This window comes from Streptomyces sp. M-16, assembly GCF_052114405.1.
Taxonomy (GTDB): domain Bacteria; phylum Actinomycetota; class Actinomycetes; order Streptomycetales; family Streptomycetaceae; genus Streptomyces.
The window spans coordinates 1-23,365 of the sequence record NZ_JBFRER010000122.1; the positions used below are offsets into that span (position 1 = coordinate 1).

At 74.0% G+C, this 23,365-nt stretch carries 23 protein-coding genes and 1 pseudogene; 10 read left to right on the top strand and 14 right to left on the bottom strand.

Annotation, left to right across the window (positions count from 1 at the left end; translation table 11 throughout):
* Nucleotides 1–64 precede the first annotated feature (64 nt).
* The 3 genes from AB4039_RS35120 to AB4039_RS35130 form a co-directional block, all read right to left on the bottom strand.
* A complete protein-coding gene (locus tag AB4039_RS35120; protein ID WP_442272659.1) occupies nt 65–3,022 on the bottom strand; it encodes an AfsR/SARP family transcriptional regulator in 2,958 nt (985 codons plus the stop codon).
* 432 nt (nt 3,023–3,454) lie between these two features.
* Entirely contained in the window at nt 3,455–5,146 is a 1,692-nt protein-coding gene (locus tag AB4039_RS35125; protein ID WP_442272660.1) for a BTAD domain-containing putative transcriptional regulator, read from the bottom strand.
* Between the two features lie 76 nt (nt 5,147–5,222).
* Nucleotides 5,223–5,684, bottom strand: a complete 462-nt coding sequence (locus tag AB4039_RS35130; RefSeq protein WP_266844953.1) for a hypothetical protein — start codon at nt 5,682–5,684, stop codon at nt 5,223–5,225.
* A 239-nt stretch (nt 5,685–5,923) separates the two neighbouring features.
* On the opposite strand from AB4039_RS35130, the gene lanKC reads away from it, so the two are divergent.
* The 6 genes from lanKC to AB4039_RS35160 all read left to right on the top strand — a co-directional run bounded on the left by lanKC (nt 5,924) and on the right by AB4039_RS35160 (nt 11,017).
* The gene (lanKC, locus tag AB4039_RS35135; protein ID WP_442272661.1) at nt 5,924–8,479 is read left to right on the top strand and encodes a class III lanthionine synthetase LanKC; all 2,556 of its coding nucleotides are present in this window, start codon (nt 5,924–5,926) and stop codon (nt 8,477–8,479) included.
* A gap of 59 nt (nt 8,480–8,538) precedes the next feature.
* Nucleotides 8,539–8,640, top strand: a complete 102-nt coding sequence (locus tag AB4039_RS35140) for a class III lanthipeptide (protein WP_266844955.1) — start codon at nt 8,539–8,541, stop codon at nt 8,638–8,640.
* Nucleotides 8,641–8,698: 58 nt separating this feature from the next.
* Nucleotides 8,699–8,818 carry a class III lanthipeptide gene (locus tag AB4039_RS35145; protein WP_442272662.1) on the top strand — a complete coding sequence of 40 codons (120 nt, stop codon included), beginning with the start codon at nt 8,699–8,701 and terminating at the stop codon, nt 8,816–8,818.
* A gap of 50 nt (nt 8,819–8,868) precedes the next feature.
* A complete protein-coding gene (locus AB4039_RS35150; RefSeq protein ID WP_209441813.1) occupies nt 8,869–8,973 on the top strand; it encodes a class III lanthipeptide in 105 nt (34 codons plus the stop codon).
* Nucleotides 8,974–9,349: 376 nt separating this feature from the next.
* On the top strand, nt 9,350–9,577 hold the full coding sequence (locus tag AB4039_RS35155) for a hypothetical protein (protein ID WP_266844958.1): 228 nt from the start codon (nt 9,350–9,352) through the stop codon (nt 9,575–9,577).
* Between the two features lie 150 nt (nt 9,578–9,727).
* Nucleotides 9,728–11,017 (top strand): LuxR C-terminal-related transcriptional regulator, encoded by a 1,290-nt coding sequence (locus AB4039_RS35160; RefSeq protein WP_442272663.1) that lies wholly within the window; start codon nt 9,728–9,730, stop codon nt 11,015–11,017.
* A 139-nt stretch (nt 11,018–11,156) separates the two neighbouring features.
* On the opposite strand, the gene AB4039_RS35165 is transcribed toward AB4039_RS35160, so the two are convergent.
* The 4 genes from AB4039_RS35165 to AB4039_RS35180 form a co-directional block, all read right to left on the bottom strand.
* The gene (locus AB4039_RS35165; protein ID WP_266844960.1) at nt 11,157–11,999 is read right to left on the bottom strand and encodes a hypothetical protein; all 843 of its coding nucleotides are present in this window, start codon (nt 11,997–11,999) and stop codon (nt 11,157–11,159) included.
* A gap of 144 nt (nt 12,000–12,143) precedes the next feature.
* Nucleotides 12,144–13,244 carry a serine hydrolase domain-containing protein gene (locus AB4039_RS35170; protein ID WP_442272664.1) on the bottom strand — a complete coding sequence of 367 codons (1,101 nt, stop codon included), beginning with the start codon at nt 13,242–13,244 and terminating at the stop codon, nt 12,144–12,146.
* A gap of 67 nt (nt 13,245–13,311) precedes the next feature.
* Nucleotides 13,312–13,983 carry a DUF4097 family beta strand repeat-containing protein gene (locus tag AB4039_RS35175; RefSeq protein ID WP_442272665.1) on the bottom strand — a complete coding sequence of 224 codons (672 nt, stop codon included), beginning with the start codon at nt 13,981–13,983 and terminating at the stop codon, nt 13,312–13,314.
* A 257-nt stretch (nt 13,984–14,240) separates the two neighbouring features.
* Nucleotides 14,241–15,422 (bottom strand): FAD-dependent oxidoreductase, encoded by a 1,182-nt coding sequence (locus AB4039_RS35180; RefSeq protein ID WP_442272666.1) that lies wholly within the window; start codon nt 15,420–15,422, stop codon nt 14,241–14,243.
* Nucleotides 15,423–15,515: 93 nt separating this feature from the next.
* Between AB4039_RS35180 and AB4039_RS35185 the strand changes: the two genes are divergently transcribed.
* Entirely contained in the window at nt 15,516–16,250 is a 735-nt protein-coding gene (locus tag AB4039_RS35185) for a TetR/AcrR family transcriptional regulator C-terminal domain-containing protein (RefSeq protein ID WP_266844964.1), read from the top strand.
* A 140-nt stretch (nt 16,251–16,390) separates the two neighbouring features.
* On the opposite strand, the pseudogene AB4039_RS35190 reads toward AB4039_RS35185, so the two are convergent.
* The 4 genes and pseudogenes from AB4039_RS35190 to AB4039_RS35205 form a co-directional block, all read right to left on the bottom strand.
* Nucleotides 16,391–16,501, bottom strand: a pseudogene (locus AB4039_RS35190) (glyoxalase); the annotation flags it as partial.
* A gap of 29 nt (nt 16,502–16,530) precedes the next feature.
* Complete coding sequence (locus AB4039_RS35195) at nt 16,531–16,995, bottom strand: helix-turn-helix transcriptional regulator (RefSeq protein WP_442272667.1); 465 nt, start codon at nt 16,993–16,995, stop codon at nt 16,531–16,533.
* Between the two features lie 32 nt (nt 16,996–17,027).
* On the bottom strand, nt 17,028–17,438 hold the full coding sequence (locus AB4039_RS35200; protein WP_266844966.1) for a VOC family protein: 411 nt from the start codon (nt 17,436–17,438) through the stop codon (nt 17,028–17,030).
* A gap of 93 nt (nt 17,439–17,531) precedes the next feature.
* A complete protein-coding gene (locus AB4039_RS35205) occupies nt 17,532–17,822 on the bottom strand; it encodes a DUF4287 domain-containing protein (protein ID WP_266844968.1) in 291 nt (96 codons plus the stop codon).
* Nucleotides 17,823–17,953: 131 nt separating this feature from the next.
* Here AB4039_RS35205 and AB4039_RS35210 point away from each other — a divergent pair, with 131 nt between their 5' ends.
* From AB4039_RS35210 to AB4039_RS35220, 3 genes are all read left to right on the top strand, one after another.
* Complete coding sequence (locus tag AB4039_RS35210) at nt 17,954–18,229, top strand: hypothetical protein (protein ID WP_266844969.1); 276 nt, start codon at nt 17,954–17,956, stop codon at nt 18,227–18,229.
* Between the two features lie 130 nt (nt 18,230–18,359).
* Complete coding sequence (locus tag AB4039_RS35215) at nt 18,360–18,773, top strand: rodlin (protein ID WP_442272668.1); 414 nt, start codon at nt 18,360–18,362, stop codon at nt 18,771–18,773.
* A 128-nt stretch (nt 18,774–18,901) separates the two neighbouring features.
* Nucleotides 18,902–19,687 (top strand): aminotransferase class IV, encoded by a 786-nt coding sequence (locus AB4039_RS35220; protein WP_266844971.1) that lies wholly within the window; start codon nt 18,902–18,904, stop codon nt 19,685–19,687.
* On the opposite strand, the gene AB4039_RS35225 is transcribed toward AB4039_RS35220, so the two are convergent.
* From AB4039_RS35225 to AB4039_RS35235, 3 genes are all read right to left on the bottom strand, one after another.
* Complete coding sequence (locus tag AB4039_RS35225; RefSeq protein WP_266844972.1) at nt 19,636–19,965, bottom strand: chorismate mutase; 330 nt, start codon at nt 19,963–19,965, stop codon at nt 19,636–19,638. The two genes, AB4039_RS35220 and AB4039_RS35225, sit on opposite strands and share 52 nt — an antisense overlap.
* Nucleotides 19,966–19,976: 11 nt before the next feature.
* Nucleotides 19,977–21,401, bottom strand: a complete 1,425-nt coding sequence (locus AB4039_RS35230) for a DHA2 family efflux MFS transporter permease subunit (protein WP_442272669.1) — start codon at nt 21,399–21,401, stop codon at nt 19,977–19,979.
* Nucleotides 21,398–23,365: type I polyketide synthase (locus tag AB4039_RS35235; RefSeq protein WP_442272670.1), on the bottom strand; the 1,968-nt coding region annotated here is incomplete at its 5' end. The genes AB4039_RS35230 and AB4039_RS35235, both read right to left, overlap by 4 nt.

Here is a 23,365-nt window from a genome sequence, read left to right on the forward strand (position 1 = left end):
GAGCCGGCGGGCCGGCGGGCCGGCGGGCCGGCGGGCCGGCGGGCCGGCGGGCCGGCGGGGCCCCTCACACCGACCGGACGTCGGGGGGCAGGAGCGGGTCGTGGGGGTGTCGGGGCAGGCCGGAGAGGGTGAGGGCGTCGGCGGCCTGGTCGAGGTGGGCCCTGGCGCGCTTGCGGTCTCCGGTGGCCGCCAGGGCGGTGCCCAGGAGCCGCAGGGCCCGGACCTCGGCCGCGTGCCAGCGGAGCCTGCGGGTCGCCTCCACCGCGCGCTCGCCGCACTCCACGGCGTCCGGCAGGCGGTTCCCGGCCAGTTGGGCGGCCGTCTCCGACACCAGGTTCATCGCCTCCATCGTGGGAGAGCCGGACCGCGCTCCCAGTTCGGCGCCCTGCCGGTGCCGGTCGACGGCCTCGTCGGTGCGGCCCTGGTGGCGGGCGGTGAGTCCCAGGTTGTAGAGGGCGTACGCCTGGCCGCCCCGGTCCCCCGCGTCGACGGCGGACGCGAGGGTGGTCCGGCTGATCTCGGCGGCCTCGTCGGGCCGGCTGAGGCTCAGCAGGGTGTTGACGCTGCTCGCGCGGGCGTTGCGGCAGGCCCAGTCGCTCCCGTACGCCTCGGCGGCGGTCACGGCCTCCCGGTGCAGGACGTCGGCCTGGTGCCATTGCGCCCGGTACTGGCAGACGTGGGCCCGGCGGTTGAGGATCCCGGTGTGCACCGCATCGTCCCCCACCGCCCGCGCCGCGTGTTCGGCGGCGTCCAGGATCCGGTCCGCCTCGTCCACCCGCCCCAGGTGGGCCAGTGCGCTGCCGAGCACGTGGCCGGCGCGGCCCGCGGCACGCAGGTGGCCCTGGTCCCGGGCGGTCCGCAGGATCCGGCGGAGCGGTTCGAGGGACTCGGCCCACAGGTACGAGCCCTCCAGGAGCGGTTCGACGGCGAGGGCGAGATCGGCGGCCACGGCGACGGCCGACGGCACGTCTTCGAGGATCTGCGCGGCGACGGCGAGCGCGCCGTCGTGCTCGGGGTCGACCAGCCGTCGGCGGCTGTCGGGGCGGCCGGGGCAGGGGTCCGGGGGGAGCAGGCCGAGGACGCGGTGGCCCGGACGCTCGGCGGCGTGCACGGCGCGGGCCTCGGCGAGCAGGTGGTCGAGGAAGCGGGTGATGGCCACCGCCTGCTCCTCGGGGCGGTCGTCCTCGCGGGAGCGCTCGGCCGCGAACATCCGTAGCAGGGGGTACTGGCGGTAGACACCGGGACAGGGGGATTCCAGCAGGCCCAGACCGGTCAGCCGTTCCAGGACCTGGCCGGCGCGCGCCGGTGAGAGCCCGCCGAGGGCGGCCGCCCCCGCGATGTCCGTGGCGCCCCGGCGGGGAAGCGCCAGCAGCCGGAACAGCCGGGCCTCCTCGTCGTCGAGCAGGTCGTAGCTGGGCCGGATGCACGCGGTGACGCCGTCCTGCGATCCGGCCGGCGCGGGGAACACGGAGAACGGGGGCAGGGCGGGGAAGGCGGGGTGGGTGCCGTCGAGCAGACGGACGAAGTCGGACAACGACCACGAGGGCCGGGCCGCGAGCCGTGCGCCGGCGAGGCGCAGGGCCAGGGGCAGTCCGCCGCACCGCTCGGCCAGGGCCGCCGCCTGTCCGGGGTCGGCGGCGATCCGCTGACGGCCCGCGACGTCGCCGAGCACGGCCAGCGCCTCGGGGACGGCCAGGGGCTCCAGGCGCACGCGGCGGGCGGTCTGCAGCCCGTCCAGCGTGGCGCGGGCGGTGACGAGCACCGCGCAGGTCGCCGAGCCCGGGAGCAGTGCCTCGACCTGGGCGGTGTCCCGGGCGTCGTCCAGGACCAGCAGGATCCGCCGGTCGGCCACGGTGGTGCGAAAGAGCGCGGCCCGCTCGTGCGGGCCGTCCGGGATCTGCGGCTCTCGCGTCCCGAGCGCCTGGAGGAAGCCGGCCAGTACGGCGGCGGGGTCGGCGGGGCGCCCCGAGGTGCCGCGCAGGCTCGCGTACAGCTGCCCGTCCGGGTAGTGGTCGCGCAGTCGTTGGGCGACGTGGACGGTGAGCGCGCTCTTGCCGACTCCGGCGGTGCCGGTGACCGTGGCGATGGCGGGAGCGAGGGGTTGCGGCGTCGTCAGGGCGTCGATGAGCTCCCGTACCTCCTCGGTGCGGCCGATGAGGTGGTCCGGGGGGAAGGGGAGCTGGGCGGGTCTGGGGAGGTCGGCGCCCGCGCCGTCCGGGCGGACGGGTGGCTCGGGGGGTGCGGAGGGCCCGTCGGGTGCGAGGGGTTCGCCGGCTGCGGAGGGCTCGCCAGGTGCGGAGGGCTCGCCGGCGGCGGGGGGTGTGCGGGGGATCCGGTGGGGGCGGGTGTGCCGTTCGTCCTGCTGGTCCTGCTGGTCCTGCGCCGTCGGGGTGGTCCGGCCGCTGCGGGCCAGCGCGAGCCCGGCGAGTTCCCGCAGCCGGCCGTGGAGGGGGTGTTCCGCGCAGAGCCTGGTCAGTTCGGGGACGAGGCGGGCGTGGCGCCCCAGTCGCAGGTCGAGCTCGATGCGTTCCAGCAGCACCGACAGCCGCAGTTCCGACAGGCGTTCACGATGGATCGCGGCGTAGGGGCCGGGGAGTCCGGCGAGCGGGGCCCCCCGCCACAGGCCGAGCGCCCGGGCCAGCAGGTCGGCCGCCTCGCCGGTGTCCTGCGCGGCCGCGCGGGCGCGGGCCTTGGCGACCAGCTGGTCGAACACGTCGAGGTCCAGTGTGCCCGGGGCGGTGTGCAGGAGGTATCCCTGGCCGTGCGTCGCGATCCGGTGGCCGAGCGGGCGCCGGAGCCGGTAGACGTGTGACCTGACGGTGCCCACCGCCGTGCGCGGTGGCTCCTCGCCCCAGAGTCCGTCGACGATCTCGTCCAGGTCCACGATGTCGTTGCGCCGCAGGAGGAGCATCGCGAGCAGCGCCCGCTGCTGCGGCGATCCGAGGGGAAGCGGTGCGTCGCCGTGACGGACGTGGACCGCCCCGAGCACCGAGAAGAACGGTTCGCACTCAGTGCTGGTCACGGTGGGCTCCCTCCTGGGGCGGGAGTGTCCGTTCGTCCGTGGGGGCGGGGAGGGTGTGGGGGGCCGGAACCGGTCCGGTGGGGATGTGGGCGGCGATCGTGCGCACGCGTCACCTCCGTTGAAGAGCAGGGGGGGTTGCGACGGCCCGGCGGGCCGGTCGGGGGAACCGGACCGCCGGGCCTGGAACGACCTTGCCAGGCGGTCCGGTGACATGACTGCACTCTCGAAGGATCATGTGAATGCCATGCACCAATAGGAGGCATGGAGGGGGTGAGGGCACCTGCGCCTGGCCGGATCGCGCCGGCGGGGGCCACTGGGGGAAGTTCCGGGCGGCGGCGCACGCGCGGGCGGGAGGGCGTGACGAATCTCCGGCGCGCGTCACGAAATCCACCGAGGCGGTCGGCGGCGGTTGGCGGCCGTCGGCGCCGGCCCTCAGGGCCGGGCCTGCGGGCGGTAGGTGCCGGCGGCGGGAGTGTCCAGTACCCCCGCGTCCACCAGGGCCTCGGCGGTGAGGGCGGCGTCCGTGAGACCGGTGCCCAGCACGGCCGCGAGGTCGCCGACGGACGCCGGGCCGGGTCCGGAGCGGGCGAGCAGGAGGGCGGCACGCGCCAGTTCGCGCGGCAGGTGCTCCTGGCCCGGAACGGCGCCGTCCGGGGCACGGGTGCCTTCGCCGGGGTGCGTCCGCGCGGCCCGCGGCCGGGCGGCGTCGAGATCGACGTACGCCGCACCGGGCAGACCCAGGGCACGGGAGCGGGTGGTGACGAGGACGGCGTTGCCCGGTGCGCCGGGCAGCAGGGGCGTCACCTGTGCGGCGTCCCGGGCGCCGTCGAGGACGACGAGGACGCGCCGTACCGCGAGGGCCGACCGGTAGAGCGCGGCCCGCTGCTCCGGATCGGCGGGAACCCTCGCCGCCGGAATCCCGAGGGTGCGCAGGAGGTCCGCCAGGAGGGCCCCCGGGAGGTCCGCCGGGAGGGGGCCGGGGCCGGCCGGGACGGGGGCCTGGGGGTGCGGGGTGAGCGGGGTGAGCGGGGTGAGCGGGGTGCGCAGGTCGACGAAGAGCGGGCCGTCGGGGAAGCGGTGGGCGATGGTGTCCGCGATCCGCACGGCCAGGGCCCTCTTGCCCGACCCGGCGGGCCCGGTGAGCACCAGGACGGGGACGGCCGCGCGGTCCGCCGTGCCGGTGAGCACGCGTTGCGCCGCGGCGAGGGCGCGTTCCTCGGCGAGGGAGCGTTCCTCCGCTCGGGCGCCTTCCGCCTCGTCCGCGGGCGTGCCCGCCTCCAGCGGCCGGGCCGGGGCCACGGGCCGGGCCTGGAGGAGCGGCTTGGGCGCGTCGGTGAGCAGGCGGGCGTGGAGGGCCGTCAGTTCCGGGCACGGGGTCACGCCCAGTTCCTCGGCCAGGATCCGGTGCGTGTCGGCGAACACGGTGAACGCCTCCGCCTGCCGACCGCAGCCGTGCAGGGCCCGCATGAGCAGGGCCCGCAGTTCCTCATCGAGCGGGAACTCGGCGGTGAGCGCCGTCAGTTCGGGGATCACGGTGTGGTGCAGACCGAGGCGCAGGGCGCAGACGATGTGCCGCTTGCGGGCGGTTGTGCGCAGGACGGCGAGCCGGGTGCGCTCCGCTGCCGCGAACGGGCCGGGTACGCCGGCCAGGGCCTCCCCCGACCACAGGGCCAGGGCGTCGGCCAGCAGGGTGTGTTCGGCGGCGGTGTCGCCGCGTTCGCGGGCCCGCCGGGCGGCCTCGGCCCGCTGCTCGAACCGCCAGGCGTCGACCGCTTCCGGCGGGGTGTGCAGCGTGTAGCCGTGCTCGTCGCCGCGCAGGATCCGGGCCGGCTCCCGGGCGGTGCGGCCGGGTTCGAGCAGGGTGCGCAGCGCCCACAGGTGGGTGCGCAGGTTCCCGGCCGCGCTGGCCGGGGCGTCGTCCCCCCAGACGGCGGCGACGAGCCCGGCCACCGTGACCGGGCGGCGCCGTCGTAACAGGAGGACGCTCAGGACCGCCTGCCGGCCCGGCGGGCCGGGGCGGACCGCCGGAGCGCCGGGCAGGCCCACCCGGACCGGTCCGAGCAGCCGGAAGAGGGGGGTGTCGTCACCGTCGGGCGCGCCGACGGCTGTATCCCCTCCCCGCATCCGGACTCCTCGGCGGTGTCGAGCGATCTGACTGCGTGGTGGTTGCCCGCCCGGACCGGGTCCGGGCGGGCGACTGTCATTCGTTGTTCACGAAGACGGTAACGCCCCACGCGTCCGGCGAGCCGATGACCGCGATCAGGCGGCCGTCGCTCAGGCCCACTTCGTAGCGCCACTTCCCGTTGTCCTGGCACCTGGCGTTCGCCGCCCCGACCCTGACCACGGTCTGAATGTCGTCCCAGGAGACCTTGCGTTCCGCCATCCGCTGCTGCATGTGCCATGACGCCCCCCGGAGGCTGGTCGGAGCGGTTCCGCCGCAATCCGTCGGCTCCTTGACCGGGGGGCAGCCCTGGCCGTCGTCGCGGCAGCGCATCGGCGAGATCGGCGAGTCCACCAGGTCCGCGAGCTGGACCGTCGTCGCGGCCTGGGTCCGGGCCTGGACCGGGGCGGGCGTCGCCGCCTGGGCCGGGACCGCGGTGAGCGCCGCCGCCGAGGCGGCGAGGGCGACGAGCGCGAGCCGGAAGCGCTGCGAGTTGATCATGGGGGGCTTCTTCCCTTGTTCCGTCACGTGTGCGGCCCCGCGGCCGCCTGGAACGAATGTCGGCGGTGGCCGTCCACGCGTGATGAGCAGGCGGTCGGTCCTGTGATCACCGGTGATGGGCGTCCGTCCATCGCACGAGGACCGGCCCGCCGCACAGTGGTGGCCATGAACGACGAACCGACCGTCCACCACTGGGAACCTCCGGCGGGCGGCGGAGCGGGTTCCGGGAGGAGGAAGCGATGAATCTGGAACAGATGTACGCGTTCTGCCTGGCCGACCCGGTGTTCTTCGACGTGCCGCAGCGCCTGGCGGACGAGGACGAACGCTGGACGCCGCCGCAGGTGGGCGACGCCACCGTGGTGCAGGACGACGCGGACGTATGGGTGCGGGTGTTCTTCGGCCGGCCCCTGCCGAACCAGGGCTGGAAGATCCACGTATCGGCCGATGTCCCGGCCGCCCAGGAGGTCCTGGACAGGGCCGCCGCCGTCTGCGCCGCCCACCGCGTCGCCTTCAAGTACCTGCGCAGCGGCCGGCTCCTCTCGGCCTTCAACTCCAAGTACGCCCACCGTGGTTCGTCGGGGAAGTTCATCGCCGTCTACCCGGCGGACGAGGCGGAGCTGAAGACGCTGCTGGACGCCCTCACGGACGCACTGGACGGACAGCGGGGCCCGTACATCCTGTCCGACCTGCGCTGGAGCGAGCGCAGCCCGGTGTTCCTGCGGTACGGGGCGTTCGCCGCGCTGTGGGCCGACGACGGGGGCGACGCTCCGGTCCTGGCGATCGTCCGGCCGGACGGTACGCCGGTGGTCGATCCGCGGACGGCGGCGTTCACCCCGCCGCAGTGGGCCCCGATGCCCGGCTTCGTCCGTGAGCGCATCGAACGGTTCAGCGTGATCAGCCGCGTCGACCTGCCCTACGAGATCGTGCGGCCGCTGCACTTCTCCAACGGGGGCGGGGTCTACCTGGCCAAGGACACCGGCAGCGGCGACCTGGTGGTGCTGAAGGAGGCACGGCCCCTGGCCGGGCTGGACGCGCGGGGTCTGGACGCCGTCGCCCGGCTGCGGCACGAGCACCGCATGCTCACCGCGCTGGCCGGGACGGGTCTCGTACCGCGTGTGCTGGGTTACGAGACCCACTGGGAGCACGACTTCCTCGTCCAGGAGTACATCGACGGCGACCCGCTGGCGAAGGCCTGTGTGCTGCGCCTGCCGCTGGTGCGACCGGGTGCGACACCGCAGACGTACGCGGAGTACACGAGCTGGTCGCTCGCGGTCCTCGACAAGGTCTCCGCGGCGGTCGCCGCCGTCCACCGGGCCGGGGTCGTCTTCGGCGATCTGCACCCGAACAACGTCATCGTGCGCCCCGACGACACCGTCACCTTCATCGATCTGGAAGCCGCGCACGCCATCGGCGAGGAGCGCACCGGTCTGCTGGGCGCGCCGGGGTTCGCGGCGCCCGCCCACGTCACGGGCACCGACGTCGACGCCTACGGTCTGGCCGCCCTGCGCCTGGACCTGTTCATCCCGCTGACGGCGCTGTCCGGCCCGGATCCGGCCAAGCCCGGCCAGCTCGCCCGATGGGCGCACGAGCTCTTCCCCCTGCCGGCCGGTTACGCCCACGAAGCCGCGGCCGCCATGGCCGCGATCGCCGGGACCACCTCACCGGCACCACCGGGCCCCGGAGCGGTCGGCGAGGACTGGCAGGAGAACCGGGCGGGGCTCGTCGCGGCGCTCACCGCCTGCGCCACCCCCGACCGGGACGACCGTCTCTTCCCGGGCGATCCCGACGGGGCGCGGGAGGGCGGCGGAACCAGCCTGTCCCACGGCGCGGCGGGCGTCCTGTACGCCCTGCACGCCACGGGCCACGCCGTCGACCCCGCGTGGACCGACTGGCTCACCGCCGCGACGCTGCGGGACATCGACCGTGCGCCCGTCGGACTCTTCAACGGCTCCTGCGGGGTGGCCACCGTCCTCGACCTCCTGGGACGGCACGAGGAGGCCACCGACATCCTGGGCCGGGCCCTGGACCGCTCCGGCGAACCGACGAGCCTCGGTCTGCTGACCGGACTGCCCGGCACGGGTCTGGCCGCGCTCGGCTTCCACGCCCGGCGCGGGGACAGCGGCCACCTCGACCAGGCCCGTCGCATCGCCGACCGCGTCGCGGAGCGCATCGGAGCCACACGCGACCACCCGGTCGGCAAGGACCCCGGCGCGGGCCTCACCAGTGGGGCGGCGGGAGCCGCGCTGTTCCTCGTACGCCTCCACGAGCGCACCGGTGAGCCCGGATACCTCGACCTCGCCGAGCAGGCACTGCGCCGTGACCTGGCGCGGTGCGTGGACGTCGACGGCTCCTTGCAGGTCGACGACGGCTGGCGGTCCGTGCTCTACCTCGGCACCGGGTCCACCGGCATCGGACTCGCCCTGGCGGCCTTCCTGAAGCACCGTACCGGGGCGGGCCTCGCCGACGCCCTCGCCTCGATCCGGCTCGCGGCACGCGGCCAGTTCACCGTCTTCCCCGGTCTGTTCGACGGCCGCGCCGGACTGCTGTACTTCCTGACGGCCGCCGGTCACGGCTCCGACGACGACGCCGCGCTCCAGGGGCACCGGCGCGATCTGTGGCGGCACGCCGTGCCCCACGGCGACGGCCTCGCCTTCCCCGGCAGACACCTGGTCCGGCTGTCGATGGACCTGGCCACCGGATCGGCGGGAGTGCTCCTGGCGATGGACGGCGCCCACCGCCGCACCGACCATCTCCTGCCCCTGCTCGGCGGGCCGGCACCGGCCACCGCCGCCTGAAGCCTGCTGCGCCGATCCCGGTCCAGCGAAACCCCTACCGCCGGAAGGAGGTGACCGTCATGTCCGTCCTCAACCTCCAGCAGCTGGAGATCGCCGAGGAGGAAGGCGCCGCACTGCTCGCCAGCGCCATCAGCTACGCGTGCCACGGCACGGCCGCCTGAGTCGTGTCCCGCCTCCGGCGGGAGCGCCCGGCAAGCAAGATCCGGCGACGGAATCGAGGTGAACACCGTGTCCATCCTCAACCTCCAGCAGCTGGAGATCGCGAACGAAGAAGGCGGCCTGCTCCTGAGCAGCGCCAGCTTCGGAATCCAGTGCTGCACCACACCGGCGTTCCACTGAACCACGGGGGACATCCCCGGCCACACGCACACGGAAAGGAGGTGAACACCATGTCCATCCTCAACCTCCAGCAGCTGGAGATCGCCGAGGAGGAAGGCGGCCTGCTCCTCATGAGCAGCGCCAGCTTCCAGTGCCACAACACCAGCTTCCACTAGGCGACGGGTGACACACCCGCCCGCCCACACCACCACGGAAAGAAGGAGACCATCATGTCGATCCTCAACCTCCAGCAGCTGGAGATCGCCGAGGAGGAAGGCGGCCTGCTCCTCATCAGCAGCGCCAGCTTCCAGTGCCACAACACCAGCTTCCACTGAGCCGCGGGGTGACACACCCCTTCAGTTGACGCGGTGACGATCCGTTCGCGGATCAGAACGGCCTGCGGGGCAATGCCCCGCAGGCCGTTCCGTCATGTTCTGCCCTTGCACCGGGTTCGGGCCCACTTCCACCCAACCGGCGGCGGATGGAATCCGCCGCCCCCGCACCCGGTTGCCCGGGCGGTCCTAGTGGAGCCGCGTGGAGGGGCACTCTCCGGTGCCCCACGCGGTCGTGGTGATGCACCCGTGGCCCCGGCCGGCGCCTTCGCGGTGCGAGCTCGAACCCTCCGTCGGCGCGTCCGCGGCCGAAACCACCGTCCTGTTCGACATCGTGCTCGCGCTCGTGCTCGCGCTCGTGCTCGCGGCGCCCATCCAGACCACGCCCGCGGCGGCCAGCACCGCCACCCCCCGTACGGTCTTGTTGATCACGACAACTCCTCTGTGACGTATGGCGTGTGACGGATGGGACTCCGGCCGGTCATGCCGTTCCCCTGTGCTGCTCCCGACTCTGCCAGCCGTGGGATGACATCGGCAGACCCGTAGTGGATCATCTGTGTGCCATGCACTTTTAGGAGGCAAGCACGTGGAGACGGGCATGGCAGCGGGCATGCCCGAGGTCGACGACCCGGCGGTCGTCCTGTACCGGTGGATGCTCGTGCACGGCGGGCTCCGCGCCCCGGACCTGCCGCGGGCCGCGGGCGAAACCGGTCTGACGGAGGAGGAATGCCGCCTCGCGGTGCGCCTGCTCACCGACACCTGTCTGGTACGGGTCGACGGCAACGGCTGGCAGGCCGTCAGCCCACAGGCCGCGGGGGCGCGGCTGCTGTCCGGACCCGAGGCCGCGCTGCGCGCGCACGAGGAAGAACTGCAGGCGCGCAGGGACGAACTCCAGCGCCGGCGTGACGCGTTCACCGGGCTCATCCCCGTCTACCTCCAGGCTCGGCAGCACGCCTTCCCGCAGGGCACGATCGACCACCTGCCCGACCAGTTCGCGGTGCGCGAGCTGCTCACCGAGGTCATCGACGGCTGCCGCAGCGAGGTACTCGTGTCCAAGCACGGCGGCTCCTTCCCGGAGGCCGCGCTGCGCGAGGCGCTGCCGCGTGACCTGGCGTTGCTGGAACGGGGGGTGCGGATGCGCAGCCTCTACCAGCACGCCACCCGCTTCGACCCGGCGACACGGGCGCACTCGGAGCGGCTGATCGAGGCGGGGGCGGAGATCCGCACGCTGCCGGAGGTGCTGCCGCAGATGATCGTCGTCGACGGGGAGCTGGGCTTCCTGCCGTCCCGGTCCGGCGGGGCGCTGCTGATCCGGGAGCCGGACCTGCTCGGCTACCTCCTGGACGTCTTCCAGCGGGACTGGGAGTACGCGACGCCGTTCGCGACGGGCCCGCAGGCGGCGCACGACATCTCGGAGACGGTCAAGCAGAGCATCCTGGCGCTCCTGGCCAAGGGCCTGAAGGACGACTCGATCGCGCGCCGTCTGGGCATATCGCTGCGGACCTGCCGCCGGCACGTCTCGGAGCTGCTGCTCGGGCTGGGGGCGCACAGCCGCTTCCAGGCCGGCGTGATCGCCGAACGGCAGGGTCTGACGGAGACGCGCGGACCGTCGCCGGAACAGGAGGCGGCGGCTCTGGTCCCGGGCACGGGTGCGGGTACGGAGGCCGCCCCGGAGCCGGAGCCGGCGTGCGGGCCGGAGCCGGTGGTGGCCGGTGCCGACGGTCCCTCCCGCTGTCCCGGCTGCGGTGTGGGGCTCCCGGCGACGGGGGGCCGCCGCCCCGCGCCGGGCCGGCCGGCCCGGCACTGCTCGGCCGCCTGCCGGGCGCGGGCCTACCGGGCCCGGCGCAAACCGGGGGCCGGGGGCGGCGGGCCCGCCGCCGGAGCGTGACGAAACACGGTCCCGTCACGAAATCCAGCGTGCCCGCCCGCGGGGGCTGGGGTGGCGTCGCCACCGTCGGCCACCTCTCAGGGCCTCGATCTCCAGCCGCCCGTCCGCCCGTCCGCTGAGCCCAGGAGAAGGCCGGCGGCTACGGTCGTTCGAAGGCCTGGAGCACGCCGCCGATCGAGAAGCACAACGCGCCGGTGAGCGTGCCCCAGTTGGCGATGTCGGCGTTGATCAGGCTTCCGGTGGCGGGCCGGGTGAAGGCGGCCAGCGCGGAGACCATGAAGAGCACCGACCCGAACTGGTTCACCGCGACGACCCACCAGCCGAGGCTGCGCGAGCGCAGGCACGGCCGAGCCCGGTGGCAGATCTCGACGAAGGCGAGGTGCCCCGAGGCCAGGAACAGCACGCATCCGATCACGTCGGGCGTCCAGATCAGCCGGTTGGTCTGCTGGGCGGTGAGCCCCTGCAGGAAGGAGTCCAGCAGGTTGACGCCGAACACGAGCGTCCCGACGAACAGCACGAAGGCGCTCAGCCAGGCCACGCGCATCGGCTCGTACCCCCACCACCTCCAGCCGGACGTGACCAGTGGGCCGCCCCCGTGGGTGTGCCGGGGCGCGTTCAGCACCTGCAGGAGCGAGGTGTAGCCGCCGGTGTTGAAGAACAGGCCGCCCGCGAAGTAGATCGAGGCGCTCTCCAGCGGGTCGCCCGAGCCGAACTGGGCCACGGCGGCGCCGAGGGCGAAGAGCGCACCGCCGATGACGAAGGCACCCGAGGCGACGGCGTTGAGCCTGCGCAGACGGCCGAGGGCTTCGGCGTCGGCCGCCGGGGACAGGGTGGCCGAGTCGCCCGGGCCACGGACCGACAGCGCTCCGCGCCTGCGCGCGACCCGCGACTCCCACACCACCGTTCCCCCTTCGGGGCGGTGCCAGGTGAGCCGGGTGGTGAAGGGTCCCGCGCCTTCGGCGCGCTGCTCGGGCTGTCCCACGGCCCGAGCGTAGCCCCGCGGGCGGCTCCGGACGGGGCAGGCCCGCCGTGCCGTGCCGAGGTCGAGCCCGGTGTGGTCCGGCCCGTCGGCCGCGCCGGCCGGGGGCCGCGTGCCGGCCGGGGTTCGTGTGCCGGCTCGGTGTCGTCAGGCCGCGGTCCGCCCGGCGCCGAACACCGCCTCGACGAGCCGCTGCGTCGCCTGCTGGACCGGTCCCGCCAGGGACAGCCCGGCGTCGTCCACGTAGTTCAGTGCGGCGGTCAGGGTCCTGCTGCCGTCGGGCGTGCTGTACAGCAGTGCCGCGTGACCCGCGATGCCGCCGTTGTGGGTGATGACCGTGCCTTCGCCGTCCGGGCCCGGCTGTACGAACACGCCCAGGCCGTAGCCCACCTTGGGGTGCGGCTCGCACATCTCGGCCAGCAGCGGGGCCGGCAGGAGCCTGCCGCCCATCAGTGCGGAGATGAAGGTGTGGAGGTCCCGGGTGGTGGAGATCATGTCACCGCCGGTGGAGATCCAGGAGGGGTTCTGGCGGGTGACGTCGACCGTCTTCTGCTCGCCGTCCTCCTCGTACCGGTAGTAGGCGTGGGCATGGGGCTCGGGGACCTCCGTCCGGGTGTCCGGTACCACGGTGTCCGACAGGCCGAGCGGCCCCAGTACGAGCCGCTGCATCTCCTCGGCCAGCGAACGGCCGGTGACCCTTTCGATCAGCAGCCTGGCCAGTACGTAGTTGGTGTTGGAGTAGCTCCAGTCCGTCCCCGGCTCGAACCGCGCCGGCTTGGACAGCGCCAGCCGTACCAGTTCCTCCGGCAGGTAGGTCTTGAACCGGTTGTCCACCCACTCCCGGCCCTGCCAGGGGACGCCGGGCACGACCGTCCCGTCCTCGTAGTACTCCCCGGTGAAGTTGAAGACGCCGCTGGTGTGCTGCAGCAGCATCCGTACGGTGATCCGCGGGTCCAGCCCGAGTTCGGGCAGGTGGTCGGCCACCGCGTCGTCCAGCCCGGTCCTGCCCTCCGCCACCAGTCGGAGCACCGCGGTGGCGGTGAACGGCTTGGTGACGCTGCCCACCCGGAAGTATCCGTCGACGGGCGGCGGGGCGCTCTCGCCCAGCTCGGCGACGCCGGCGGTGGCGACCCATTCGCCCCGGTGGTCGTTCACGCGCAGGTGCACTCCGGTGAAACCGGAGCCGATCATCTCCTGGATGATCTGCCGCAGCTCCGGGCGGTCCTGGACGGTGGCGGTGACGGACATGGTGGTGTGCTCCCTGAAGGTCATGAGGGCGGCCGCGGGTCAGAGGCTGCGGGTCAGAGGCTGCGGGTCAGAGGCTGCGGGCGGTGATGTCGCCGTAGGAGGTCGTCGCCCGGATGTCGAGGGCGGCGTCGGCGCCGTCGGCGTTGCCGAGGGAGTTGTGGATGCGGCCGTGGGCGGTGCCGGCGTCGAGGGTGGCGGAGGTTCCGCGGGCGGCGCCGACGGTGATGTCGCCGTGCTCGGTGCGCAGTTCGACGGTGCCGCGGCGGGCCTCGGCGATGTGGAGGTGGCCCTTCTGGGTGCCGATCCGGGCGGGGCCGGTGAGGCGGCCGACGGTGATGTCGCCGGCCTGGACGGTGAGGCGGGCGCCGGCGGTCTCGTCGAGCTTGACGGTGGCCTGGGCGCCCTCGAAGGTCACGTCGCCGAGGCGTCCGACGCCGCGGAGTTCGGCGGCGGCGGCCTTCGCCTCCACGTGGGAGCCGGCGGGGAGCTGGATGGTCAGCTCGACGGATCCCGAGTTGCCGAGGATCCGGTTGCCGGCCTCGGCGGCCCCGATGCGCAGGACTCCGTCGGCGTATTCGACCGTGGTCCGCTCGGCGGCCTTCACGTCGCGGCTCTTGGAGCCGTCGGCGGGCCGGACCTCGACGGTGGTGTCGGCCCGGTCGGCGGCGACGAGCCGGATGCGCCCCGCGGGGATGTCCAGAACGACGGAGACCGGGGTGGTGGTGTCGAACTTCTGCATGATGCTTTCCTTCACCTCGTTGTTTCTGATGATGGAAAGCTACGTTGCGTTCATGCGATTGGCAACGTATTCGTTGCGCACAGTCTGCATTTACGCAGGTAGATGCCAGTAAATCGTTGCAACGACTCCGGAAGTAATGCAACGTCAGCCATGCGGAGCGTTGCAATGGGACGAGAGTGAACGCTATGGCGGCAGGTGGAACGCGCTGGGGGGTCCTGCGGTAGGAGCCGGGACGCGGCGGCGGGCGCCGCGTGCTCCTATCCCGCAGGCTGGAGGATCGCCACCAGGCGCCGCGCGGCGTCGGGGGACATCAGGATCTCGTGGATGCGGGCGGAGTGGCGGGCGACCTCCTGCGCGCGGGGGAACATGGCCCGCTCGTAGTGGTGCGCGGCCGCGTCGGGGGCGTGCGGGTCGGCGGCGAGGGCGAGGCCGAGTTCGGCCCCGTCCAGCAGGGCCGCGTTGGCGCCCTCGCCCGACGGCGGCATCAAGTGGGCGGCGTCGCCCAGGAGGGTGACGCCCGGTACGTGGGCCCAGGTCAGCCCGACCGGCAGGGTGGACAGGGAGCGGACCGTGAGCGTCTGGTCGCACGCGTCGATCAGGTCGGTGAACTCCGGTGCCCAGTCGGCGAACTGCTCGCGCAGCCGGGGGCGGGCGCGGACCGGGTCTTCGAAGGGGATGCCGCAGGTGGCGGGCCAGTCCTCGGGGCCGTGGAAGGTCAGGTAGACGCGCAGCCGGCCGTCACCGTTGAGCTGGGCGGACAGCGAGCGGCCCGGGCCGAAGGCCCAGTAGTTGCCGCGTCCCACCAGGGCGCCGAGGTCGGGCCGGGTGCGGACGAGGTCGGGGATGCCCAGTTCCACGACGTGGGCACCGAGCGGAGTCGGCCGGGCGTCGGTGACGAGGGGGCGTACGCGGGAATACGCGCCGTCCGCCCCGACGAGCAGGTCGCATTCGGCGGTCCGGCCGCCGGTGAAGTGCAGGCGGTGGCGGCCCCCGGGCAGCGGCTCGGCGCGCTCCAGGCCGTGGCCCCAGGCGACGGCGCCGGGCGGCAGCGAGCCGACGAGGGTGGCGCGCAGGTCCGCGCGGTCGACCTCGGGGCGGTCCAGCGGGGCGTCGTCGGGGGTGTCCTGCCGCAGCAGGACCGTCCCGGTGTGGTCGAGCAGGCGGTGGTCCTGGCCCTCGCGCCGGGCCATGGCCAGGAACTCCGCCTCCAGTCCGGCCTCGCGCAGCGCACGCTGGCCGGTGTCGGGGTGCAGGTCGAGCATGCCGCCCTGGGTGCGGGCGGTGGGCGAGGCGTCGCGCTCGTACACGACGGCTTCCATGCCGTGCAGGTGGAGGACGCGGGCCAGGAGCAGGCCGCCGGGCCCGGCTCCGATGATGGCGATGCGTGACACGGGTGTGCTCCCTCGGTCGGGACCGGATTCGTTTTCGATACGCCGCATTGTGACGATACACCGTATCGACGAGATGTCGATACACTGTATCGACGCTGGGGGTCCGAGAACCCCGGGACCCGAGGAGAGGCAGGGGAGCCCGTGCTCATCTGGGAACGGCCCGAGCCGGCCGCACGGTCGTCGCTCAGCCCGCTGAGCCGCGACCGCATCGTGCGGGCCGCGATCGGGCTGGCCGACGGTGACGGACTGCCGGCGGTCTCGCTGCGCAAGGTCGCCGCCGCGCTGGACGCCGGCCCGATGCGGCTCTACCGCTACGTGGACACCAAGGAGGAACTCCTCGACCTGATGGTCGACGCGGTGTACGCCGAGATCCCCCTGCCCGAACCCCTGGAGGAGGGCGAGGGGGACGAGGCGGACGGGGCGGACTGGGAGGGACGCGTACGGGCCCTCGCCCACGGCCTGCGCGGCGCGGCACTGCGCCACGAGTGGTTCGCCGACCTCCTCGGCGGCCGCCCGCAGTTCGGCCCCGCGGCCCTCGGCCATCTGGAGGCGATCCTGGCCGCCCTGCGCCGCGCCCCGGGCATCGACGAGGACGACCCGAACGCCCTGATGCGCGCCCTGCAGGCGGTCAACGGCTACGTGCTCGGCGCGGTCCGCCACGAAATCGTCGAGCTGCGCGCGGAACGCGAGAGCGGCCAGACGGAACGCCAGTGGCAGGCCGCCTCCGGCCCCTACCTCCGGCGCCTCATCGCCACCGGCCGGTACCCCGCCCTCGCCCACCTCGTGACCCGTGGAGCGAACCAGGAGCCCGCCGCGATGTTCGCCGCCGGCCTGGACGTCATCCTGACCGGCCTGGCGGCTCCGGCTCCGGCCTAGCCCGAGCCGAAGGGTTCGCCCGCTCGCATCACGCCCGCGCCGGCGGCCCGTTCGGACCGACGGCCGACGGCGTGGAGGCGCTCGGCCCTGATCCGGTCCGAGTCCCGCATCTCGGCACCGTCCGGGGCCACGCCGGTGCCCTTCGCGGAGGTGGCGATCTTCCGGATCTCCCCGTCCGACGCCCGTACGACCCCGCCGTAGCCCCACAGGGACTTCGCGGCGGGCTTGATCGGTGTGGCGTCGGCGTCGAGGGTGACGCATGCGAGGGAGGGCATGGCCATCACGCCAATTGCGGCTGCGGGAGGGCTACTGCTCGATCCCTGACCGGTTCGGCCGCGCGCTCCTCCCCGCACGGCGGGAGACCCGCCCGGGTGTCGGCGGCGAGGCGGCGGTAGGTGTCGGGGGACATGCCGACCAGTGCGGTGAAGCGGGTGCCGAAGGTCCCCGCCGAGGTGCAGCCGACCGCGGAGCGGACCTCGGTGACGCCGAGGTCGCCGTGGCGCAGCAGGGCCGTGGCGCGTTCGACGCGGCGGGTCATGAGGTAGGCGTACGGGGACTGGCCGTACGCGATCCGGAACTGGCGGCTGAGGTGCCGGGCGGGGAGGCCCGCGCCGCGGGCGAGGGCCTCGACGTCCAGCGGCCGCGCGTACTCCCGGTCGATCCGGTCGCGTACGCGGCGCAGTCGGGCGAGGTCGTCCAGGCGCTGCGCCGCGATGCGGGCGCGGGCCCATGCGGGGTGGCACACGAGAGGGCTCCTGTCGTCGGGGGCCGTGCGGCTCAGCGCAGTTGCTGGATGCGGATCAGGTTGCCCGCGGGGTCCCGGAAGGCGCAGTCGCGGATGCCGTAGGGCTGCTCGGTCGGCTCCTGGACGACCTCGGCGTCGCAGGCCTGGACCTTGTCGAAGACGGCGTCGAGGTCCGGGGTGGCCAGGAGGATCCAGCCGTAGGTGCCCTTGGCCATCATCTCGGCGATGGTACGGCGCTCGTCCTCGGTGATCCCGGGGTCGACGGCGGGCGGCGCGAGGAGGATGGACGTGTCGGGCTGCCCCTTGGGGCCGACGGTGATCCAGCGCATCTTGCCCTGTCCGACGTCGCTGCGGACCTCGAAGCCGAGGACGTCGCGGTAGAAGACGAGGGAGGCGTCCGGGTCGTCGTGCGGGAGGGCGCTGGTGTGGATGGTGAGGTTCATGACGGTCAGGCTAGGGGTGGTCGGGCGGCCCGTGCTTCTCGATTCCTGATCGGTCGTGACACGGGCCGCCGGCGGCCCTGACGGGGCCGGGGCTCAGGCGGGGCGGGTCGCCTTGCCGTCCAGCCAGAGGGTGTCGGATGCGTCGCGGTGGACGCCGGTGCTTCCGACGTGCTTGGCGTCGATCCTCGGGCCGTTCTTGATGACGTGGACCAGCGCCATGCCGTGGCCGCGGCCCAGGCCGTAGTCCTCCTTGAGCCAGGCGAGGACCGTTCCCGCCTTGGTGGACGGATCGTCGTAGCCGCGCTCGTGGGCGAGGGCGATGAAGGCGCGGGGCGTGAGGCCCGTCTTGGTCTCGATGGTGTCGAGGTAGGCCTGGAACGACATGGGGACTCCCGTTGGGTGGAGGGACGTTACGGAGTGTGGACCGGGGCCGGGAGCGAAACTCATCGGTCGGTGGGCGATGGATTTTCGGCGCTCCCCGAGCTGGAACGGGAAGGCGGCTCGACGGAGCGCCGATGGGGGGCGGGTCCATCGTGCTGCGGTGCGGTGTGCGGCCGCTCGCCCCGAGCGTGGACACCTGTGTGAACGTCGACGGTGTGGACTGGGTGCTCGACGACGGGCGGGCCGGGCGCAGCGGGGTGTGGGCGTTCACCACCTACGGGCGCGAGCCGGCCGTCGAGGTCGCCTTCGCCGGGGGCTCCCGGATGGCGGGCGACGCCCTGATCGCGGTCAACAACGGGGTACGGGGCTTCCCGCAGAACTCCAAGTGCCTGGCGCTGAGCTACACGTGAGGGAGCGCCGCAGCGGGGCCGAGCGCGCGCATTCGGGTGACAGGCCGCCACGGGCGGTGGCACGCCGGCGTTAGAAGGTCGACTTGCCCAACAGGGGCCCGTTTCCGCTCTAGCGAAGGATTGCTTGAGAATGCTGAAGAAGATGATGGTCACCGCAGCAGCCACCGCCGCCGCGATCGGCGCGGGCGCTGCCGCTGCCGCGCCGGCCATGGCCATCGGCAACGACAACGGGATCAACACCGTCAACGGCAACGGCGCCTCCCAGATCTACGGCAACCAGAAGACCGCCGGTGACATGAGCCCGCAGCTCAGCGCCATCCAGGGCACCCTGAACAAGCCCTGCGTCGCTCTGCCGGTCAAGGTCAACGCCCAGTCCCTGATCGCGCTCCTGGCCAACGTCGGTGTCCAGGACGTCAACGTCCTGTCCAACCCGCAGAACCAGCAGTGCACCGAGAACTCCACCCAGGCCAAGGGCGACGAGCCGCTCTCGCACATCCTGGACAACATCCCGGTCCTGTCCGGCAACCTCTCCGCCAACAGCTGATCCACCGGAAGGGCCGGTCGTGGGGGTCCGCACGAGCCCCCACGGCCGGCCCTTCCGCGTGCCCCGGCGTGCCCGTGGGCGCGTCGGGGGTGAGGGGCCGGACTGCCCGACGATCTATGCTCCGGGTCATGACAACGGGGTTGGCGGGTGCCGGTGGGGGCGGGGAGCGGATCCTCCTGTACGGGGCGGACGGGCTCGTCGAGGGTGAGGAGGCGGCCGGGGCGTTGGCGGCGGCCGACTCCTGGCTCGTCGAGGAGGGCCGGGTACGGGAACTGCCCGCGCACTGGCGGCGGTTCGCGGCGGCCGTCGCCGAAGCGGGCGGGCCGGAGCCCGGGGGCTTCCCGGAGGCCGTCATCGCGGCGCTGCCCCGGCGGGGGTGCTGGTTCCCCCGGGTGGAACTGGTCGGCGGACGGTTGCAGGTGCGGGTGAGGCCGGCGCCCCCGCGGACGGACGCGGTGCGGTTGTGGGCCGGGGGCGAGGACCCCCGGCGGGCGCCGCGGCGCAAGGGGCCGGACCTGGGGGCGCTCGGGGCCCTGCGGGCGGCGGCCGTCGCGGCGGGCGCCGATGACGCGCTGCTGGTCTCCGACGACGGGGTGGTGCTGGAGACCGCCACGGCGAGCCTGGTGTGGTGGGAGGGGGACGTCCTGTGCGTCGTCGATCCCGCGCTGCCGGTCCTCGCGGGGGTGACGGCCTCCTGGGTGGTGCGGCGCGCCGGGGAACTGGGCGTCGCGGTGCGGCGGCGCCGGGTGCGTCCGGCGGAGTTGGACGGGTGCGAGGTGTGGGTGACCAACGCGTTGCACGGGCTGCGGCCGGTCACCGGGTGGGTGGGGGCCGACGTGGCCGTCGGCCCCGCACCGCGGGTTCAGGAGTGGCGGGCCGCCTGGGCGGACGCCGCGGTGCCGCTGCCCCGGTAGCGGCAGAGGTTGAGCAGGATCATGGCCACTTCCACGCCGGGGCGGCCGAGGCCGTTCCCGTAGCGGCCGATGACCTGGGTCTCGCGGGACAGGCGGGTGCCGGGGCCGCCGGCGGCGGTCCGGTCGCGCTGGATCTCGTGGACCAGGGCGACGCGCTGGGCGACCAGGGAGATGATCTCGTCGTCGAGTGCGTCGACCTGGTGGAGGCGGACCTCCTCGTTGAGCTGGGTGAGGAGGGCTGTTGTCTCCGTGGGTGCGGGGTCTGTGCTGACGGGCATGACGGTTCCCCTCAGTGGGTGGAGGCGGGGTCGGGCCGGCGGCGCCCGGCGCGGGCGAGCAGGAGGGCGCTCAGCGCGGCCGCCGCCGACAGGGCCAGCGACCAGCCGAAGGTGACGGCGAAGGCGGAGGCCTTGTCGTGCGGTCGGCCGTCGGCGTCGTCGAGGCCGCTCTGCAGGACGGTGACGAGGACCGCCGTGGCGACGGAACCTCCCAGCCGTTGCAGGATGCTGAGCTGCGGCGAGGCGTCGCCGATCTTCTGCGGGTCGAGGCTGCGGAACGCGGAGGTCATGGCGGGCATGACGGACAGGCCGGCGCCGAATCCCGAGACGCACATGGCCGTGCCGATCAGCGCGTAGGAGGTGTCGGCGCCGACGAACACGAACGGCACCGCCGCCGCGAGGCTGAGCGAGGCACCGGCCAGGGCCGTGCGGCCGCCGCCGAGGCGTTCGGCGGCCCGGCCCGAGAGCCAGGTCGCCGCGGCCGCGCCGATGCTCGACGGCACCAGGAGCATGCCGGTGGTGACCGGGTCCTCGTGGCGCACGTCCTGGAAGTACAGCGGCATCAGGACCATGCCCGCGTACATGCCCATGGACAGGAAGAACGTGGTGAGGGACGCGGCGCGGAAGACCCGGTCGCGGTAGAGGCGGATGTCGAAGAGGGGGTGCGGGGTGCGCAGGGTGCGGAGGGTGAACAGGACGAGGAGGGCCGTGCCGGCGGCGATGGCGGACAGGGCCACCGTCGGCGAGCCGGTGTCGGTGCTGCCCAGGCCGTAGGTGAGGACGGCCATGCCGGTGGAGATCGCGGCCAGGCCGGGGACGTCCAGCGGCGGGGCCGCTTCGGGACGGTCGGACGGCAGCAGGCACAGGGCGCACAGGACTGCGGCGGCGCCCACGGGAAGGTTGACCAGGAAGATCCACCTCCAGTCGGTGTAGTGCAGCAGGAGCCCGCCGATGAACGGGCCGAAGACCGGGGCCAGCACGATGGGGACGCCCACGGTCGCCATGACCCGGGACATGTTCTTCGGTCCGGCCGTGCGGGCCAGGATCATCTGCCCGACGGGCATGATCAGTCCGCCGCCGAGGCCCTGGACCGCTCGGAAGGCGATGAGCTGTCCGGCGTCCTGGGCGGCCGCGCAGAGTGCGGAGCCCAGGGTGAACAGGACGACGGCGGCCACGTAGGTGCGGCGGGCGCCCAAACGGCGGGCGGCCCAGCCGGAGACCGGGACGACCGCGGCCACCGCCAGGAGGTAGGCGGTGACCACCCACTGGACCGTGTTCAGCGGAGCCCGGAAGTCGGTGCCGAGGGCGCTGAGCGCGACGTTGACGATGGTCGAGTCGAGGAACGACATGGTCGCTCCGACGATCACGACGGTGGCGGCCTTCCAGACGTCGCGGCCGAGGCCGGTACGGGGCGCGGGTGCGGTGCTCGTGGTCATGCCGCGGTCTCCGTCAGCCAGTGGTCGACGGCCCCGGCGGCGGCCTGGGCGTCGTCCTCCATCATCGTGAAGTGGTCGCCCGGTACGTCCACGGCCGTGTGGGGCAGGGGCCAGGACGCGTGGTGGCCGTCGCCGTCCACCAGGGAGCGGCCGGCTCTGACGAGCAGGGTCGGCACGGTGGTGGCGGTGGGCCGCCAGCCGGGGAAGAGCCGGAAGTAGCCGCCCATGGCGGTGAGCCGGAGGTCGGTCATCCAGCCGAAGGAGTCCTCCCGTTCGAACATGGCGTCGGTCATGCGGGAGCGGAACGCGGGCCGGGCCGCGTCGCCGGGCAGGAACGTGTCGAGCAGCACCAGTCCGGCGGGGGCGCTGCCCTGGCGTTCCAGGTGGGCGGTGACCTCCTGGGCCAGCCAGCCGCCCGAGGAGTACCCGGCCAGGGCGAACGGGGCGCCGTCGGCGAGGCGCAGGACCTCGGCGGCCACGTGGGCGACGAGGGCGTCGGCGGTGGCGGGCAGCCGCTCGCCCTCGCCGTAGCCGGGGAGCGGCAGGACGTGGACGTCGCGGTGCTCGCGGAAGGGTGCGGCGAAGCGGGCGAACTGGTGGGGGCTGGAGAGGGCGGTGACCGAGGGCAGGCAGATCAGGGCCGGGCCCGCGGTCCGGTCGGACCCCTCGGTGGCGGTCGCGGTGGCGGTCGAGGCCGAGGTGGCGGTGGAGAGGCGGACCGGTGCCGGGGCGTCGTCCGTGCCGTCCGTGTCGAAGGAGGGGCGCAGCAGGGAGGCCGCGACGAGCAGGTCGGTGGCCTCCTTCACCTTTCCGTCGGCGCAGGCCTGCCGGTAGAGCGCCGCGATGGGCTGCTCCGCCGCCGGCCGCCGTACGGGTTCCTGCGGCTGCGGGGTGCGGGCCGCGGCGAGTTCGTCGCGCATGTGGTCGGCCAGGGCGGCGGGGGTGGGGTGGTCGAAGACGGCGGTGGCCGACAGTCTCAGGCCGGTGGCGGTGTTGAGGCTGCCGCGCAGGCGCACCGAGGTCAGCGAGTCGAAGCCCAGCTCCAGGAACTTGCGGTCCGGATCGATCCGGTCGGCGGAGGTGTGGCCGAGGACGGTGGCCGTGTGGGCCTGTACGAGGGGCAGCAGCTCTTCCGGGTCGAGTACGGGTGCGGCGGCCGGGGCGGTCGCGGGCCGCCGGAGCGGGGCGGGCACCAGGGCGTGCAGCAGGGGCGGGAGGGCCTCGTGGCGGGCGCGGGCGCGCAGGCCGGGGAGGTCCAGGCGGATCGGTACCGCCAGGGCCCGGTCGAGGGCGGGGGCGGTGTCGAGGAGGGCGAGGGCCTCCTCGGTGGCGAGGGCGGCGACGCCGCCCCGGTTGATGGCCTCGACGTCGGTGGCGTCGAGGGCGCCGGTCATGCCGCTGCGTTCGGCCCACAGGCCCCAGGCGAGGGAGATGCCCGGCAGGCCCTGCTCGCGCCGGTGCTGGGCGAGGGCGTCGAGGTAGGCGTTGGCGGCGGCGTAGTTGCCCTGGCCCGGGGCGCCCAGGAGGCCCGAGGCGGAGGAGAAGAGGACGAACGCCGACAGGTCGAGCCCGGCGGTGAGTTCGTGGAGGTTGTCGGCCGCGTCCACCTTCGGGCGCAGGACCGCGTCGAAGCGCTCCGGGGTGAGGGACTCGATCACACCGTCGTCCAGGACCCCCGCCGTGTGGATGACGGCCGTGAGGGGGTGCGCGGTGGGGATCGAGGCCAGGAGGGCGGCGAGGGCGTCGCGGTCGGCGGCGTCGCAGGCGGCGACGGTGACCGAGGCGCCCAGCTCCGACAGTTCGGCGACGAGGTCGTCGGCGCCGCCGGAGCGCGAGGCCAGCAGGAGGTGGCGTACACCGTGTTCGGTGACGAGGTGGCGGGCGACCGCGCGGCCCAGGACGCCGGTGCCACCGGTGACCAGGACCGTGCCGCCCTCGGTGAAGGACAGCCCGTCCCCGTTCGG

Bases quoted from the DNA above. Each gene is read 5' to 3' on its own strand.
- AB4039_RS35125 (WP_442272660.1), bottom strand. From the start codon at position 5,146: ATGCGGGGAGGGGATACAGCCGTCGGCGCGCCCGACGGTGACGACACC.
- AB4039_RS35130 (WP_266844953.1), bottom strand. From the start codon at position 5,684: ATGATCAACTCGCAGCGCTTCCGGCTCGCGCTCGTCGCCCTCGCCGCC.
- lanKC (WP_442272661.1), top strand. From the start codon at position 5,924: ATGAATCTGGAACAGATGTACGCGTTCTGCCTGGCCGACCCGGTGTTC.
- AB4039_RS35140 (WP_266844955.1), top strand. From the start codon at position 8,539: ATGTCCGTCCTCAACCTCCAGCAGCTGGAGATCGCCGAGGAGGAAGGC.
- AB4039_RS35150 (WP_209441813.1), top strand. From the start codon at position 8,869: ATGTCCATCCTCAACCTCCAGCAGCTGGAGATCGCCGAGGAGGAAGGC.
- AB4039_RS35160 (WP_442272663.1), top strand. From the start codon at position 9,728: ATGGCAGCGGGCATGCCCGAGGTCGACGACCCGGCGGTCGTCCTGTAC.
- AB4039_RS35170 (WP_442272664.1), bottom strand. From the start codon at position 13,244: ATGTCCGTCACCGCCACCGTCCAGGACCGCCCGGAGCTGCGGCAGATC.
- AB4039_RS35175 (WP_442272665.1), bottom strand. From the start codon at position 13,983: ATGCAGAAGTTCGACACCACCACCCCGGTCTCCGTCGTTCTGGACATC.
- AB4039_RS35180 (WP_442272666.1), bottom strand. From the start codon at position 15,422: ATGCGGCGTATCGAAAACGAATCCGGTCCCGACCGAGGGAGCACACCC.
- AB4039_RS35200 (WP_266844966.1), bottom strand. From the start codon at position 17,438: ATGAACCTCACCATCCACACCAGCGCCCTCCCGCACGACGACCCGGAC.
- AB4039_RS35205 (WP_266844968.1), bottom strand. From the start codon at position 17,822: ATGTCGTTCCAGGCCTACCTCGACACCATCGAGACCAAGACGGGCCTC.
- AB4039_RS35210 (WP_266844969.1), top strand. From the start codon at position 17,954: ATGGGGGGCGGGTCCATCGTGCTGCGGTGCGGTGTGCGGCCGCTCGCC.
- AB4039_RS35215 (WP_442272668.1), top strand. From the start codon at position 18,360: ATGCTGAAGAAGATGATGGTCACCGCAGCAGCCACCGCCGCCGCGATC.
- AB4039_RS35220 (WP_266844971.1), top strand. From the start codon at position 18,902: ATGACAACGGGGTTGGCGGGTGCCGGTGGGGGCGGGGAGCGGATCCTC.
- AB4039_RS35225 (WP_266844972.1), bottom strand. From the start codon at position 19,965: ATGCCCGTCAGCACAGACCCCGCACCCACGGAGACAACAGCCCTCCTC.
- AB4039_RS35230 (WP_442272669.1), bottom strand. From the start codon at position 21,401: ATGACCACGAGCACCGCACCCGCGCCCCGTACCGGCCTCGGCCGCGAC.